Annotated in this window: 16 protein-coding genes and 1 tRNA gene; 12 read left to right on the forward strand and 5 right to left on the reverse strand. The window is 37.6% G+C overall.

The window, feature by feature from the left end:
* Positions 1 to 4: 4 nt before the first annotated feature.
* Positions 5 to 2,422 (forward strand): TonB-dependent receptor, encoded by a 2,418-nt coding sequence (locus JNG87_RS16245; RefSeq protein ID WP_202839627.1) that lies wholly within the window; start codon positions 5 to 7, stop codon positions 2,420 to 2,422.
* Positions 2,423 to 2,738: 316 nt separating this feature from the next.
* On the opposite strand, the gene JNG87_RS16250 is transcribed toward JNG87_RS16245, so the two are convergent.
* A complete protein-coding gene (locus JNG87_RS16250; RefSeq protein WP_202839628.1) occupies positions 2,739 to 4,994 on the reverse strand; it encodes a polyribonucleotide nucleotidyltransferase in 2,256 nt (751 codons plus the stop codon).
* A gap of 439 nt (positions 4,995 to 5,433) precedes the next feature.
* Between JNG87_RS16250 and JNG87_RS16255 the strand changes: the two genes are divergently transcribed.
* Together JNG87_RS16255 and JNG87_RS16260 are read left to right on the forward strand one after the other, a co-directional pair.
* Positions 5,434 to 6,855 (forward strand): sugar MFS transporter, encoded by a 1,422-nt coding sequence (locus tag JNG87_RS16255; protein ID WP_062671350.1) that lies wholly within the window; start codon positions 5,434 to 5,436, stop codon positions 6,853 to 6,855.
* Between the two features lie 126 nt (positions 6,856 to 6,981).
* Positions 6,982 to 7,341 (forward strand): DUF4260 domain-containing protein, encoded by a 360-nt coding sequence (locus JNG87_RS16260; protein WP_120233086.1) that lies wholly within the window; start codon positions 6,982 to 6,984, stop codon positions 7,339 to 7,341.
* Positions 7,342 to 7,728: 387 nt separating this feature from the next.
* Here the strand turns inward: JNG87_RS16260 and rpsO are convergent, their stop codons facing one another.
* On the reverse strand, positions 7,729 to 7,998 hold the full coding sequence (rpsO, locus tag JNG87_RS16265; RefSeq protein ID WP_034692246.1) for a 30S ribosomal protein S15: 270 nt from the start codon (positions 7,996 to 7,998) through the stop codon (positions 7,729 to 7,731).
* A 173-nt stretch (positions 7,999 to 8,171) separates the two neighbouring features.
* Between rpsO and JNG87_RS16270 the strand changes: the two genes are divergently transcribed.
* The 7 genes from JNG87_RS16270 to JNG87_RS16300 all read left to right on the forward strand — a co-directional run bounded on the left by JNG87_RS16270 (position 8,172) and on the right by JNG87_RS16300 (position 12,659).
* Positions 8,172 to 8,720 carry a pyruvate decarboxylase gene (locus tag JNG87_RS16270; protein WP_110009193.1) on the forward strand — a complete coding sequence of 183 codons (549 nt, stop codon included), beginning with the start codon at positions 8,172 to 8,174 and terminating at the stop codon, positions 8,718 to 8,720.
* Positions 8,721 to 9,077: 357 nt separating this feature from the next.
* The gene (locus JNG87_RS16275) at positions 9,078 to 9,218 is read left to right on the forward strand and encodes a bacteriocin-like protein (protein ID WP_202839631.1); all 141 of its coding nucleotides are present in this window, start codon (positions 9,078 to 9,080) and stop codon (positions 9,216 to 9,218) included.
* Positions 9,219 to 9,252: 34 nt separating this feature from the next.
* Positions 9,253 to 9,399: a bacteriocin-like protein gene (locus JNG87_RS16280; RefSeq protein WP_202839632.1), complete on the forward strand. Its 147-nt coding sequence runs from the start codon at positions 9,253 to 9,255 to the stop codon at positions 9,397 to 9,399.
* 150 nt (positions 9,400 to 9,549) lie between these two features.
* The gene (locus tag JNG87_RS16285; protein WP_158521347.1) at positions 9,550 to 9,699 is read left to right on the forward strand and encodes a bacteriocin-like protein; all 150 of its coding nucleotides are present in this window, start codon (positions 9,550 to 9,552) and stop codon (positions 9,697 to 9,699) included.
* Between the two features lie 347 nt (positions 9,700 to 10,046).
* On the forward strand, positions 10,047 to 11,369 hold the full coding sequence (mgtE, locus tag JNG87_RS16290) for a magnesium transporter (RefSeq protein ID WP_202839636.1): 1,323 nt from the start codon (positions 10,047 to 10,049) through the stop codon (positions 11,367 to 11,369).
* 26 nt (positions 11,370 to 11,395) lie between these two features.
* Complete coding sequence (locus JNG87_RS16295; protein WP_202839642.1) at positions 11,396 to 12,136, forward strand: ABC transporter substrate-binding protein; 741 nt, start codon at positions 11,396 to 11,398, stop codon at positions 12,134 to 12,136.
* A gap of 55 nt (positions 12,137 to 12,191) precedes the next feature.
* A complete protein-coding gene (locus JNG87_RS16300) occupies positions 12,192 to 12,659 on the forward strand; it encodes a cupin domain-containing protein (RefSeq protein WP_202839649.1) in 468 nt (155 codons plus the stop codon).
* A gap of 48 nt (positions 12,660 to 12,707) precedes the next feature.
* On the opposite strand, the gene JNG87_RS16305 is transcribed toward JNG87_RS16300, so the two are convergent.
* Positions 12,708 to 13,157: a GAF domain-containing protein gene (locus tag JNG87_RS16305; protein WP_062671360.1), complete on the reverse strand. Its 450-nt coding sequence runs from the start codon at positions 13,155 to 13,157 to the stop codon at positions 12,708 to 12,710.
* A 12-nt stretch (positions 13,158 to 13,169) separates the two neighbouring features.
* On the reverse strand, positions 13,170 to 14,597 hold the full coding sequence (locus JNG87_RS16310) for a nicotinate-nucleotide adenylyltransferase (RefSeq protein WP_079240911.1): 1,428 nt from the start codon (positions 14,595 to 14,597) through the stop codon (positions 13,170 to 13,172).
* A 54-nt stretch (positions 14,598 to 14,651) separates the two neighbouring features.
* On the opposite strand from JNG87_RS16310, the gene JNG87_RS16315 reads away from it, so the two are divergent.
* Both JNG87_RS16315 and JNG87_RS16320 read left to right on the forward strand, forming a co-directional pair.
* Positions 14,652 to 15,419 carry an MBL fold metallo-hydrolase gene (locus JNG87_RS16315; RefSeq protein WP_137905882.1) on the forward strand — a complete coding sequence of 256 codons (768 nt, stop codon included), beginning with the start codon at positions 14,652 to 14,654 and terminating at the stop codon, positions 15,417 to 15,419.
* Positions 15,420 to 15,512: 93 nt separating this feature from the next.
* Positions 15,513 to 15,592 (forward strand) — tRNA-Leu (locus tag JNG87_RS16320).
* A 71-nt stretch (positions 15,593 to 15,663) separates the two neighbouring features.
* Here JNG87_RS16320 and JNG87_RS16325 read toward each other — a convergent pair.
* Positions 15,664 to 16,347, reverse strand: coding sequence for a hypothetical protein (locus tag JNG87_RS16325; protein WP_202839651.1), 684 nt, complete (start codon positions 16,345 to 16,347; stop codon positions 15,664 to 15,666).
* Positions 16,348 to 16,481: the final 134 nt, after the last annotated feature.

Genomic DNA, 16,481 nt, shown 5'->3' on the forward strand with positions numbered 1-16,481 from the left:
CGATATGACCAGAATATTCTCACTTATTATTGTCTGTATGCTGATGCTGTTCAACAGCAGGATCTCTGCCCAGCAGGCAATGCAGAGTTTGACTTTGTCAGGAAACATAAAATCCGACAAAGCAGAGCAGATGGAGATCAATCTCTTTGATGCTGATCAGAAATTGATCAAAACAGAAATTGCTGATAAGAGCGGTAAGTTCAATTTTAATGATTTAAAAGAAGGAACTTATCAGTTAAAAATTAATAAAAACGGTACTGAGGTTTATCACTCGGAAAATATTTCATTAACCGAAAATAAGACCCTCAATCCCATTGACCTGAATGTAAAATCGATTGAAGGAGTAACGATCACCAAAACCAGGCCTCTCATTGAAAGGCAGGATGGAAAAATGATCATGAACGTTGAAAACAGTATTGCAAGTACCGGGAATTCTGCTTTTGAACTTCTGGAAAAGGCTCCGGGAGTGAATATTGACAATAACGACAATATCAGTCTTCGCGGAAAAGGAAACCTTCTGATCCAGATCGATGGTAAAAATACTCCCATGACGGGAACTGATCTTGCCAATTATCTGAAGGGAATCCCCTCTTCCACCATTGAAAAGATAGAGTTCATCACCAATCCTTCTTCAAAATATGATGCAGCAGGATCGGCCATCATTAATATTAAACTTAAAAAGGAACAGAGAAAAGGAACTAACGGAACTATTTCAAGCTCTCTGGGATCGGGTAAATATGTAAAAAACAACAACAGTTTCAGCATCAACCACAGGAATAAAAACATTAATATTTTCGGAAATTACAGCTTTGCGTACAGGGAAGCTTACAACGGATTGGTTCTCGACAGAAATTTCTATGAAGCCAATACCTTTAAGAAAGCGTATGTGCAGGATAATTATCTGAAATTCAAATTCAACAGCCATGTGGCCAAAGCGGGAATGGATTATTATCTGAACGACAAGAATGTGCTTGGATTTTCTGTGGGACTTGTTTCCAACAAATTCAACATCAACGGAGACAATTCCAACGTCACACTGGGCAGCAGCTACCTTCCTGAAAGTACTTTTACAACAGTCAACAGATCGAATGACCGCTGGACCAATGTTTCATTCAACCTTAATCATAAATATACGATTGATTCGCTGGGTTCTGATATTTCTACCGATTTTGACTATATCAATTACGCCAACTCATCTTTGCAGAGCTTTGATACAAGAACGCATGATATTTCCAGCGGTACAGACAACCTCGACATTATCAAAGGTGATATGGACGGAAAACTGAATATCTACTCTTTAAAATCTGATCTTACAAAAAACTTCAGCAACGACTGGAAGCTGGAAAGCGGAGTAAAAACCAGTTTTGTAAAGACAGATAATGACCTGAAATTCTTCAACGCCAGTTCAGGGGTTCCTGTTCCGGATCTTGGAAAGACCAATCATTTTATTTATGAGGAAAACATCAATGCAGTGTATGGAAATTTGTCCAAAAAATGGGAAAAATTTAAAGCTACAGCAGGTTTAAGAGTTGAAAACACCAATGTAAAAGGAACTCAGATTACCACCCATCAAATCAATAAAAGAAATTATACCCAACTGTTTCCAAGCGCTGTTCTCAGTTATGATCTGACGGATAAAAGCAACATTGAAATCAATCTCAGCAGAAGAATTACAAGACCAAGCTACAACCAGCTGAATCCTTTTAAATTCTATCTTGACCCTACCACGCTGAAAGCCGGGAATCCTGATCTGAACCCTCAAATCACAATGAATTATGAATTAACCTACAGTCTGAGTAATAAATACTTTGCCACTTTAAGCTACAGCAGGAATTCTGATAATATCACAGACATCCTAAAACCTGTCATAGAAAACGGGCAGATTGTAACCGTACAGACCATTGAAAACCTGAATTCTGCTTCTTATTTCGGATTAAACCTGATCGCTCCGGTAAAGGTGACCCAATGGTGGGATATGAATAACAGTGCCAATTTCTATTATGGCTCCTACACAGGAAATGTCTCCGGAACCCAGATCAATAATAAAGGGAATTTTACATTCAGTATCAACAGTATTAATTCCTTTAAGCTGGGAAATGGTTTCACTGCTGAACTTACAGGAAATTACAAAGCCAGAGAAATTTATGCTTATCTGAATGTGAGCCCGAACTGGTACCTCAACGTTGGAGCACAGAAGAAGTTTAAAAATAACAGTGTTCTGAAGCTTTCCTTCACTGATGTCTTCTTTACCAGCAATATCAAAGGGCAAACGGTGTATAATGATTATTTAGAAAACTTCGCGGTGAAAAGAGATACCCGTGTCGCGACCCTCTCCTATACTTACAATTTTGGTTCTTCCAAAAACGGACAGCCCAGAAAAACAGGCGGTGCTGAGGATCTGAAGCAGAGAGTGGGAAATTAATTGTAAGAAGTTGGAAAACGCAAAGACGCGAAGAAGGAGAAATAAAATACTGTATTTAAGACGCAAAGATTTTATCTTCGATAAAATTGAGCACCGAATAACTGTACCTGTATTTTAGTCTCTCACGATTGGGCAGGCAAAGCAAATGCAAAAAATAAAACAATATGCTTGCTGAAAATCTTCGATTTTCTTGCGCCCTAATCAATATTAAATTAAAATTACTTTGCGCCTTTGCGTTTTCCAACTTATAACTTATGGTATAAAAAGCAAAAATCCCTCAAATTGAGGGATTTTTTATGTTTAAGAATGAATCTTATTAAGCTTCGTTAGAAGGATTCTGATTTTCCACTGGTTTTTCGCTTTGTGGCTTTTCACCTTGTGGTTTCTGTCCTTCCGGTCTTCTTTGTCCTTCTGGTCTTTTCTGCCCTTCAGGTCTACCTTGTCCTTCAGGTCTTGGAGGTCTTGGTAAAAGAACTTTACGGGAAAGTTTCATTTTCTTACGGTCATCATAACCCATGAACTTCACTTCTACCTCATCACCTTCTGCATAAGGAACTTTGTCCAGACGAGCCCATTCAATTTCAGAAATGTGAAGAAGTCCTTCTGTTCCTTTAGCAATCGCTACGAATGCACCAAAGTCCATTACTTTCACTACTTTACCTTTGTAAACTTCACCAACAACCGGTACGAAAGTAATTTCATTGATCTTAGCAATAGCAGCATTGATTTTTTCTCTGTCTGTTCCTGCAATTTCGATACGTCCGATTTCTCCCATCTCTTCGATAGCAATAACCGTATCTGTATCTTTCTGTAACTGTTGAATAATTTTTCCACCAGGCCCGATTACAGCTCCAATGAAATCTTTTGGAATCTCCATAACCACCATTTTCGGAGCGTGAGGCTTCACATCTGCTCTTGGCTGGGAAATCGTTTCCGTGATTTTATTAAGGATGTGTAATCTTCCGTCTTTAGCCTGCATCAAAGCTTTCTCCATGATATCCATAGAAAGTCCCTGGATCTTGATGTCCATCTGGCAAGCTGTGATACCGTCTGCAGTACCTGTTACTTTGAAGTCCATATCTCCAAGGTGATCTTCATCCCCCAAGATATCAGAAAGTACGGTAAATTTACCTGATTTTGTATCGGTGATCAGACCCATTGCAATTCCTGAAACAGGTTTTGTAATCTGAACCCCTGCATCCATCAATGCTAATGTACCTGCACAAACTGTTGCCATTGAAGAAGAACCGTTAGATTCTAAGATATCGGAAACAATTCTGATTGTATATGGATTTTCTGCCGGAATTACTGCTGTTAAAGCTCTTTGAGCTAAGTTTCCGTGTCCTACTTCTCTTCTTGAAGTACCTCTTAAAGGTCTTGCTTCACCTGTAGAGAATGGAGGGAAGTTATAGTGTAAGAAGAATCTTTCGTCGTGCTGCGTGATTACGCTGTCGATCATGTTCGCATCTTTTACAGAACCCAGAGTCACCGCAGTCAGAGACTGAGTTTCTCCTCTTGTAAAGATCGCAGAACCGTGAGCTCCCGGAAGGTAATCAATTTCTGACCAGATTGGACGGATTGTCTGAGGATCACGACCATCAAGACGGATATTGTCTTCAAGGATCATCTGACGCATTGCTTCTTTCTCTACATCATGGTAATATACTTTAACAAAAGGAGTTACTCTTGCCAGTTCTTCTTCATTTTCAGCATATTGTGCTAAAAACTCTTCAAGAACCGCTTTGAATTTTTCTCCTCTTTCTTCTTTATTAGATGGAGTCTTCGCTACTTCATATACTTTGTTGTAGCACTCTTTCCATACTTTTTCACGAATTTCCTCGTCGTGATCTTCGTGGCTGTATTCTCTTTTAGGGAAAGATTTTCCTACTTTTTCAGCTAATCTCTCCTGAGCTTCAATCTGTTTTCTGATCTCAGCGTGAGCGAAGTTGATGGCTTCAAGCATTTCCTGCTCAGAGATCTCCTTCATTTCTCCTTCTACCATTACGATGGAGTCTTTAGTAGCTCCCACCATAATGTCGATATCTGATTTTAATAAATTTTCATAGCTTGGATTCACAGACAATTGTCCGTCAATTCTTACTACTCTTGCTTCAGACATTGGCCCGTTGAAAGGGATATCTGTAATCGCAATAGCTGCAGAAGCTGCCAGACCTGCCAATGCTTCAGGCATTACTTCTTTATCGTAAGAAATCAATGAAATCATCACCTGTACTTCCGCATGGAAATCTTCAGGGAAAAGAGGACGTAATACTCTGTCCACCAATCTCATTGTAAGCACTTCATCATCAGATGGTTTTGCTTCTCTACGGAAGAAATTCCCAGGAATTCTTCCACCTGCGTAGAATTTTTCTCTGTAATCTACCGTTAATGGTAAAAAGTCTACACCAGGATTGGCTTCTTTATTGGCTACAACAGTTGCTAAAAGCATTGTTCCGCCACATTTCACTACTACAGATCCGTCAGCCTGCTTAGCCAGCTTCCCCGTTTCAATAGTGATTTCCCTGCCGTCTGCAAGGGTAATCGTTTCTGTAAACGCTTGAGGTATACTCATAAATTTGCTTCTTTATACTCCGTATTGAGTATGATTAATATTTAAACTCTTTAAATTTTCGTTTGCAAAGGTACTATATAATAATGATATATTAAATTTTTCGATTGCTTTAATAGGTGTTTAAAATACAAAAAATTGGCTATCAATTGATGAAAGTTTGAAAATTTGCATTAGTAATCTGAACTTATTCACTATTTACGAAAATAAAAAAGTGTTTTTTTGAGGATAATGTATTGAAAAATCCCGTCGTTTTTGTATTATTGTCTCAAAAAATGAAAATAACATATTGATCTGAAAAAAAGTATTTATTTCATTTTAAAAATGATTAAAATTATTGCAAACCAATAGGCTGATCCCTATATTTGCCCTACTTCACCAATTACAATGCTGTAGGCTAAAAAAGTTAAGGAACTATCCTTATCCAGATAAATAAATGTTTATGATTAATAAAGAAGTACAATCTCAAAGCAGGAATTATACGGTTCCGTTGATTACCATTACCCTGCTGTTTTTTATGTGGGGATTCATCACCTGTATGAATGACATCCTGATTCCCTATCTGAAGCAACTATTCAATCTTACCTTTTTCGAATCCATGCTGGTACAGTTCTGTTTTTTCGGGGCTTACTTTATCGGATCGCTGATTTATTTTATGATTTCCATCACGAAAGGAGATCCAATCAACAAATTAGGCTATAAGAAAGGAATCCTGTTCGGAATTTTTCTGGCCGCATTCGGCTGCGTTCTGTTTTATCCGGCAGCTACGTTCTCTTATTATCCGCTGTTTCTGGGAGCTTTGTTTATTTTAGGACTTGGCTTTACAGTACTGCAGATTACAGCCAACGCTTATGTTTCATTGCTGGGAAGTGAAGAATCTGCATCTAGCCGACTGAACATGACTCAGGCATTCAATGCCTTCGGAACCACCATTGCACCGGTACTTGGAGGTCACCTGATTTTTGAATTTTTCTCATCTCCGGACGGATCATTCAGTGCGGTAGCGACGAGAATTCCTTACCTTATTTTTGCAGGTATCCTTTTACTGGTTGCTTTATTGATTTCCAGAGTGAAGCTTCCTTCCTTCCAGATGGGTGAAGAAGAAATCGTAAAAGGCTGGGGAGCCCTTGAATTCAGTCACCTGAAATTTGGAGTATTTGCCATGTTCTGTTACGTAGGCGGAGAAGTCGCCGTAGGAAGTTTCATCATTAGTTTCCTTGAGCAGCCGCAGATTATGGGCTTTAATGAGATCATCAGTAAAAATTACCTTTCCTTATATTGGGGAGGAGCAATGATCGGACGTTTTCTGGGAGCCATCTCTTTAAATCAATCCATAAGCCAAAGCAAAAAGGCTCTATATATGCTGGGAGCAGCGGCAGCAGTTTTCCTTGTGATTTTCAGCATTGTCAATCTTACTTTCAGTCAGATCAGCTTTTTCATTGTGTTTATCATCCTTAATTTCATTGCTTTTTTCGTGGGTAAAGCAGCTCCGGCAAGAACATTATCCATTTTTGCAGCAATCAATGTTGCCTTGTTGATTTCTGCAATGGTAAATCATGGTGAGCTGGCGATGTACAGTATTTTAGGAATCGGAATTTTCAATTCTATTATGTTCTCAAATATTTACACACTGGCTATTTCAGGACTGGGTAAATATACCAGCCAGGGATCTTCATTAGTGGTAATGGCTATTCTGGGAGGCGCTATTGTTCCGATATTCCAGGGATATCTTGCCGATCAGTTTGGAGTACAGCATTCATTTATTATTCCTGTATTCTGTTATCTGGTAATTCTGATATTCGGAGCGTACTGTACCAAATATCTGGGTCATGTAGAAAGCACCGAAACAAAGTCCGGGCATTAAAATCAAATTCAAATCAAAATGTATAAGGCGGAATATCTCAAAGGTATTCCGCTTTCTTTATTCAGATTTTAAAATGTAACTTTTCATGAGAAAAAAGAACTTATCGTATAAACTAACACAATCATTATGAAAATACAGTTAAAGCTTGAATATGCCGCATTTCTACTCTTAGGTATATATGCTTTTGCACAAACGGAATATTCGTGGTGGTGGTTTGCCGGACTTTTCCTCGCACCGGATATTTCTATGCTGGGATATACGGTTAATAATAAAGCGGGCGCTTTCTTCTACAATCTCTTCCATCATTTAGGAGTAGCCATTATCGTTTATTTTGCCGGAACAGCCTTGTCTCTGCCCTATTTACAAATGATCGGAGCTATTTTGTTTTCTCACTCTGCATTTGACAGAATTCTGGGGTACGGTTTAAAGTATCCTGATAGTTTTCAGAATACGCATTTGGGGAAGATTGGGAAGAAGGCTGAATAGTGATGTTAAAGCCACCCCGTCAAAAATTCTTTGAATTTTCGCAACCACTCCGAGGGAGGGGAATTATAACGTCTTTAGTTGTGACGTTGGTCAGGATTGGAGTTTTAGTTGAGGCTTTTATTGTTGGTTTAATACGGCTGGATTCCTACGGAATGACACAATTGGCGTATTGGTCTATCCATACAGTTTGCCATTCCGTAGGAATCTAAATATTCTTTTATCATCACATGAAATTCTAAGACTTTAAGAAATTTAAGTGTTCTTCTCAACCATTTCGTATTTTCTAAAAAAACTTTTGTGGCTTTTGTGGTTAAAAATCCCCTGTTGCGTAAAAACAAAAAAGCAACCTCTTTCGAAGTTGCTTTTTATTTTGAAAATCTTTATAGATTATTTTCTTAAACCTAGTTCAGCAATAATTGCTCTATATCTTGCGATATCTTTGTTTTTAAGGTAATCTAATAAACTTTTTCTCTTACCTACCAATTTCACTAGAGATCTCTCTGTGTTGAAATCGTGACGGTTAGCCTTTAGGTGCTGAGATAAGTGGTTGATTCTGAAAGTGAAAAGAGCAATTTGTCCTTCAGCACTTCCTGTGTCTTGTGCAGATTTCCCGTGTTTTGCGAAAATTTCCTGCTTTTTGTCTGTTGTTAAGTACATTCCAATATTGTTTAATGATTATTATGTAACGGGTGCAAAATTACGACTATTTTTTGATTCTGCAAACATTATTGATTTCATATATCAAATTTGATAGAAAAAAATGTTAAAAATTTCTTAATAATTTGTATGCCATCCAACGAAAAGGCAGTAATTTTGCATTCGAATTACAAATGAAAAAAATTATATTCTTTACAGCGGTTACTACTTTTTTATTCATCGGATTTACAACGGTAAAAGCCCAGAAAAATGCCGATGATAAAATAAAAAAAGTTCTTTACTTCAATCCCGAGGTAGAGCCTGATATTGACGAAATAAAAGACCCTACCAATAACGCTTTCTTCGATGCCGTAACCGACAATTTCAGCGGCAGAAAAAATAAAATGCTCCGTGCAGAAGTTCAGGTTCCCTATGACAGCATTGATAAACAGACTATTGTAGATTACTGTCTCAACAATGATGCAGATTTTGCCATTGTTTCCAAAGTGAGGTATTTCAAAGTTGGATTTGGAAAGTATGTTTTCTCCAATCAGGTGGTGGTGAGTATGAAACTTTTTGGTGCTGACGGCAATCTTGTCACCGAAAGCGATCACGATACCTACCGGAAAAACATGCGCCTTCTGGGATCCACAACCAATTCTGTCAAAATAGGTACTGAAGGTGCCATAAAAGGAATCATCAAAAAACTGAGAAAGCTTAAGCCGACGGAAGCGGAACTTTAAGGTTCAATGTTTAAAGTTCCTGGTTTAAGGTTGGAATATACAGCCTTTCATCATCAATGGTCAATTTTGCTTCGCAAGTCAATGGTGAATTTTGTCAGGTAGATTCTTGGGCTTACCGGACATGTTTATCATTTATTATTTATCGCTTATTATTCATCCTTATATTTTCATTTGTATTTTCCCTGCTCTGCATTATAAATATTTTCACATAAATAAAGCACTTGTTATCTCTTACGAACAGGTGCTTTTTATTTAAAATACACTATAAACAACTGATTAACAATTAAATGTTTTCACCAAATAAGGATTTATTAAATATTTTTTACTATTTTAGACCAACATTAAAACCAAAATCTTATGAAAAATCTAAAGAAACTCAGCAGAGAAAAAGCAAAACAAATTAGTGGAGGGTCTATGGAAAGATGCAGCGAAACCAATCCTTGTACTGTCGGATGGTGCTGTTTCGGAATCTGTTCCCCCTTCATCTGTATTGAATAAAAGATAAAACTAAATCATTTAAAAATCAAATCTCATGAAAAATCTAAAAAAACTCAGCAGACAAGTGCAAAAGGAAATTAAAGGCAGCAGACCTTTCAAAAGATGTACAGAACATTATGAATGTCCGGGCGGGTCATGTTGTCACAACACCTGTGTTATCGATCCATGTCCTCTGGAGTAAATATGATCATTACAGACACCTGCATTCGTAGGTGTTTTTATTTAAGATATCAATAAATTTTTGATTCATACTAAAATATTTTCACCTGCAAATGAATAATATAGAAATATTTACTATTTTAGTCTTACATTAAATCTAAACTATAACGCTATGAAAAATCTAAAAAAACTCAGCAGAGAGGCTGCGAAACAAATTAATGGCGGCATAGGACCGTTCAGATGCAGTATAACAAGACCATGTTCTGTGGGATATTGCTGCAATGGAGAATGTCTTGATCATGACTGTCCGATAGAGCCTTAATCTTAACTATATTTGATCACCATGAAGAATTCAAATCTTAAGAGGCTGAACAGGCTGGAGCAAAAAAATATTAAAGGCAGCGGAATAAAAAAGTGTGGTGACAATTCAGATTGCGGACCATACCAATGCTGTACAAATGCTGTCTGCATCTACATTCCCACCTCAGAATGCGAACCAATGTAAAGAATATTGGAATTTAAAATTTAATTTTTGCACATCCGCTTCGGCGGGTGTTTTTTTTGCTCTTATCCTGAAGCCATAAACTTTAATTAATCCTTAATTTTGCCAGTTTATTGCTCAGTCTTAAAAATTTGAATTATTTTTGCATATCCAAAAAATTTCACGTTTTGAATTCTAGAGACGAACTTATCTTCAACCCTGCCGATATTGCCGAAACTCTCAGCGAACTTCCTGCTGATGAGAGGCTGCTCGCGTTTCTGAAGGTTCCGAAAGAATACAAAGCAGAAGTATTTTCACACCTTGATCCTGATTTCCAGGAAGAAACCATCAGAAGTATCGGAAGCGATGAAGTTTCTGAAATTCTGAATGCCATGACTCCGGATGACAGAACGGCTCTTTTCGAGGATTTCCCGGATGAGCTGATCAAGTATTCCATCAACCATCTTAATCCGCAGGAAAGAAGGATTGCCTTAAAGCTTCTTGGCTACAATTCGGATTCGATTGCCCGTCTGATGACCCCTTATTATATCCAGATCCGTAAGGAATGGACGGTAAAAAGATGTCTTCAGCAGATCAAAAAGGTAGGAAAAAGAGTGGAAACCATGAACTATCTGTACGTGGTAGACGAAAGAAACCGCCTGATTGATGACCTTGCCATCGGAACTTTACTGCTGGAAGAAGAAGACACTCTGGTATCGGATATCACCGATAACCATTTTGTAGCCATTACAACGACAACTTCCAAAGAGGATGCTGTAACCTACTTCGAAAAGTATGACCGTGGTGCTCTTCCTATTATTACAGAAGCAGGTGTTCTGGTAGGAATTGTGACTATTGATGACATTCTCGATCAGATTGAACAGCAGAATACGGAAGATATCCAGAAATTCGGGGGATTGGAAGCATTGGATCTTCCCTACACCCAGACTTCATGGACTGAGATGATCAAGAAAAGAGCCACCTGGCTGATCATTCTGTTTGTTTCGGAAATGCTGACTGCCTCTGCAATGGGATATTTTGACAAGGAAATTGAAAAAGCCGTTGTTCTGGCCTTATTTGTTCCTTTGATTATTTCCAGTGGAGGAAACTCAGGATCCCAGGCAGCTACTCTGATTATCCGTGCTATGGCTCTTCAGGAAATCAATCTGAAAGATTGGTGGTATGTTATGAAAAAGGAAATTATCTCCGGATTATGTCTTGGAGCCATCTTGGGAATTATTGGGTTTATACGAATCATGCTCTGGCAGCAAATTGGCTTGTTTGATTACGGCCAGTATTGGGTATATGTAGGATTGAGTGTTTCAGTCTCCCTGATTGCTATTGTTTTGTGGGGAACATTATCAGGTTCTATGATCCCGTTTGTCTTAAAAAAATTAAATCTTGACCCCGCCACTTCTTCTGCTCCATTTGTAGCAACGCTGGTGGATGTTACAGGACTTATTATCTATTTTACCGTAGCCGGACTTTTCTTAACCGGAAAACTTTTGTAATTTTAGGCATCATCTAACATGCCAATATGAAAATCGTTTCACTTGTACCTTCTATTACTGAGGCTTTATTTGACCTTGGACTGACCGAAAATGAAGTGGTAGGAAGAACAAAATTCTGTATCCATCCTAAGGATAAAATAAAAAATGTACCCATAATCGGTGGAACTAAGAATATTAATATTGAAAAAATTAAAGCATTACAGCCGGATCTTATTATTGCCAATAAGGAAGAGAATGTAAAAGATCAGGTGGAAGCCCTGATGGATGAGCACAAGGTAATGGTCACCAATATTGATACCATTGAGGATAATTATTACCTGCTTAAAAACCTCGGAAAACTTTTTGGAAAGGAAGACAGAGCACAGCTTTTCAATCTTAAAATTTATGATGTTCTGAATCAGGCAAAACTGGAATCTCCTGTAAAAGCAGCTTATCTTATCTGGAAAAATCCTTATATGACCATTGGTTCTGACACTTTCATCCACAGGATTTTATCTGAAATTGGTTTTGAAAATATTTTTAAAGATAAAACCCGTTATCCCCAGATCACTACTGAAGATCTGGCAGAAGCCGATGTCATTATGCTTTCATCTGAACCTTTTCCGTTTAAAGAAAAACATATTGAAGAACTGCAGGTTTTCTATCCGGATAAAAAGATTATGATTGTAGATGGAGAGGCATTTTCCTGGTATGGAACCCATATTGCCAAATGTGAGAATTATTTTAAAGAATTGCTGGCCGAGATTCACCTCATGCAGCAAAGCTAATTTTTCACCGTCAACTTTAAACCCAAAACTTTAAACTTTAAACATTGAACTTTATATGTCCGGTACAGTTTTATTATCTGAAGGAGCAGAATTTGATCACGTAATACAGGAAGTTTCAAAATATATTCACTTGTATGTAATGGCGTTTGAAAAAGAGGAAAGAACCATTACACGACTGGAAAAACGTGAAAACATGTATGGAGGAAACGGAACTGTGTATATGATACAAATGTTCGATCAGAAAGAATTAGCCAACAATCGTCTGGCTGCCTATATGGTTTTATTGAATAAAGGGGATGAATCCGGATTTCATACTCACAATCTGAGAAATGAACAGGAGCTGTACGTTGTGGTGCACGGAACCGGAGAATATCGTGAAAGAACCGGAACAGATGGACCAATACGCAGGAAAGTGCTGCAGAAAGGCGATATTACAGCGATCAGTTCTATAGGCTATCATTCTATTGAAAACACGGGAGATGAGCCTTTAATTATGTTTGTGATCACCACCAACAATCCATAAAAAACTCCGGCAGATGAGCCGGAGTTTATATTTATAGTCAGTTTCTAATTATAAAATCTTAGAAACTTCATTACAAAGCCATTCTAATAATTCGCGGTCTTCCTGCGTGAAAGGATCGATTGTATGAGAATCAATATCGATCTGACCAATATTTTTTCCATCCTTAAAAATAGGAACTACAATTTCTGCTTTCGTATCAATGGAGCAGCTCAAATAATTGCTTTCCTCATGCACATCAGGAACAACAAATGTTTCATTGGAAACGGCAACCTGACCGCAGATTCCTTTACCGTAAGGAATAATGGTATGGTCGGTAGGTGCTCCTACATAAGGACCTAAAATCAATTCATCCTTATCTCCGTTTTTGAAATAGAACCCTGTCCAGTTGAAGTAAGGAATCTCCTGATCCAACAGGTGGCATACTTTTTCAAGTTTTTCTTCTGTATTATGCTTAGGACTTTCAAGAATTGAGGAAAGTCTTTTCTTTAATTCTGACATTGTATATATATTTTAAGAGAATTGTTTTAGGGAAAGCTCTTCTTTATATCCGAACATTCCACGCTCTTTAATCATTTCTGCTACGCCTTCCGGTACCTGAGTTTCCCAGCCTTTCACACAACATGCGATTTTTCTTAATATCTCTCTGGAATAAATTTCCAAAAACTCAGGATTATAATTGGTAATATCTACGATACGGTTGTTGTGTTTGAAGTATTTGTATAGTTCTTTCAGGTTTTCTTCTACTTTCAGGTTGGAAGAATCCAACAGCTGATGAGTTTCCGGATCTTTGTAAGGATACAGATATACTCTCATTCCATTTCTGAAAAACTTACCGAATGCTTCAAGAATTCCTCCTGAAAGGTTTTTATAATATTTCTCGTCGAATACCATCAGCATATTATTTACTCCCATAGCTACTCCGATGTCTCCACTTGTATACGATGCGAAGTAATCAATCAATCTGTAATATTCGGAGAAGTTTGAAATAATAACGGTGTAACCTAGTTTTCCAAGAATATCTACTCTGTCCAGGAAATCCCTTTCGTCGATATCTCCGTCTGCTCTCAGATTGGAAATGGTGATTTCAATAAGAACTTCTGTTTCTTCATGAGTACAGGTAGCATCTTTGAAGAACATATCCATCCCGTTTTTAAGCATGTCAATGTTCACTTTCGTTACCGGTCTGAAACTTCCTCTTACCGCGAAAATATTTTTCTTGTACAATACATCTGCCGGAAGCATATTACTCCCCTGAGAATTGAAGATTACCGCATCGGTCATTCCATTTTTTACCAATTGAAGGGACATCAGTCTGTTATCAACATAGGCAAAAGCAGGTCCGCTGAAGTCGATCATATCAATTTCCAGATTATCTTTAGCAATATCATCGTAAAGAGACTCTACTAAAGTTCTTGGATTGTCGAAATAATGAAAGGCTCCAAAAATAAGGTTTACGCCCAGGTTTCCTAAAGTTTCCTGCTGAAGAGTAGCATCATTTTCTTTGAATTTTACGTGGATAACAATCTCATTGTAATCTTCATTTTCTTTAGTCTGAAAACGGATTCCCACCCAGCCGTGGCCTTTTACAGTTTTGTCAAAATTGATGGTTGTTACCGTATTGGCATAAGAAAAGAATTTTCTATCCGGATTATTATCTCTTGAAATTCTTTCTTCAATCAAAGCCACCTCATATCGAAGCATTTTGCGAAGCCTGTTCTGGGTAACGTACCTGTTTTTTACTTCTTTTCCGTAGATGGCATCACTAAAATCTTTGTCATAAGCAGACATTGCCTTAGCAATCGTACCGGAAGCTCCCCCTGCTCTAAAAAAGTGGCGAACAGTCTCCTGCCCTGCTCCAATTTCTGCGAAAGTACCATAAATAGTAGGATCTAGATTAATTGTTAATGCTTTTTGTTTAGGAGTTAGTTTCTGATACATTAGGACATGAAATTTTTTGTAAATTTACCAAAATTAAACCAACCTCAAAACAAAATGAAGTTGAAATTTTTAGGAACCGGTACTTCTCAAGGTGTACCCGTTATAGGCTGTACATGTGAAGTGTGTACTTCAGAAAATCCCAAAGACAAACGTTTACGTTCTTCCGTGATGGTTACCACGGACGAAAATAAAAAAATACTGATCGACTGCGGACCGGATTTCAGGCAGCAAATGCTTACCAACCATGAACATACTGTAGACATTGCTCTGATTACCCATGAACATAATGACCACGTGATCGGGCTGGATGATATGCGGCCCCTGATATTTAAAAGTGGAAAAGATGTTCCGTTGTACTGCTATTCAAGGGTGGCTCATGAGATAAAAAACAGATTTCCTTATGCTTTTGCGGATGTAAGATATCCCGGCGCACCCGCTTTTGAGCTACACGAAATAGAAAATAAGCCTTTTGAGGTATTGGACACAGAAATCACTCCTGTGGAGGTGATTCACTATAAAATTACCGTTTTCGGATATAAGTTTAAACAACTGGCTTACATTACGGATGCCGGCTTTATTTCTGAAACGGAAAAGCAAAAACTGAAGGATCTTGATGTCCTGATCTTAAACTGCATCAGAAAATTTGATCCCCATCCTGCCCATTTTATCCTTCCGGATGTTATTAAATTATTTGAAGAGCTAAAACCTAAAAAATTATTTTTAACCCACATCAGCCATCATCTTGGACTGCATGATATTGAAGATAAGGAGCTTCCGGCCGGAATACACCTTGCCTACGATGGTTTGGAACTTAATTTTTAAAAAAAAATCTTCAAAAAGCTTTTGAACATTGAAAAAAGTTCCTATATTTGCACACCAATTTGAAACAAACATCACGTTTGAATTCAACATCAAGCCCAGGTGGCGGAATTGGTAGACGCGCTGGTCTCAAACACCAGTTCTTAGGAGTACCGGTTCGATCCCGGTCCTGGGTACAAAAAACCTCTGAAATCATTTGATTTTCAGAGGTTTTTGATTTAAAAATTATACTCATTGAAATATTGCATTAGATACCATAATACACAATAGTAACTGATCCCTGAGTTATTCTAAAAACCCTGGTATAACTTGCTGTAACTGTAACAACATCTCCAACATTAAAAAACTGAGTTCCTGCCAGGTTATGTCCTATATATTGCGTTCCATCCATATGTCCCGAAACATTAACTGAAAATGAAGAACCGTTTTTAAAAATCGATGTGGTAGCACTCCCCCCTGAGGGGTTGTTCATGGAGGTATCATATTTTACAAACACTGAAAAATTATAATATCCTGCTTTATTTATGGTAAAAGAACCATTATTATAGGTCATATTGGCTACATTATTTTTATTGATCGTAAAAGCAACTGTATAATCAGTATTTGCTGCCTGATTAGCAGATGTATTAGCTAAACCTATCGTAGAAATAGCAGGTATATTCAGGTTGCTTGCATCTGTCAAAAAGCCGTTGGAATCCGTGCCTAATACTCCAATATTTTTGTATTTTTCAAACCGTACTCCTCCATCATCTTGCACGCGTAACAATTCTTTATTAGTACTGTCATTAACCTCCAGGGCTTTGGTTGCGCTGGTAGTCCCTTTACTGAGAATATCAAGCGCTGCACTAGGAGAAGAGGTATTAATACCAGTTTGTGAATATGCTTTTATAAAAGCAAATAGGATAGCTAATAATAAAAATTTTTTTTTCATAAAAATCGGATTTTAAATAATTCCGGTCAAAAGTATGTCCAAACCAGTCTTCAGTTCAAAATCACAAGTACATCAAAAATACATCATCATAATAACAGGTTGAAAATCAAAAGAGAAAAAATATAAAAAAGAAA

Origin of the sequence: Chryseobacterium cucumeris (assembly GCF_016775705.1) — a bacterium.
GTDB classification, from domain to species: domain Bacteria; phylum Bacteroidota; class Bacteroidia; order Flavobacteriales; family Weeksellaceae; genus Chryseobacterium; species Chryseobacterium cupriresistens.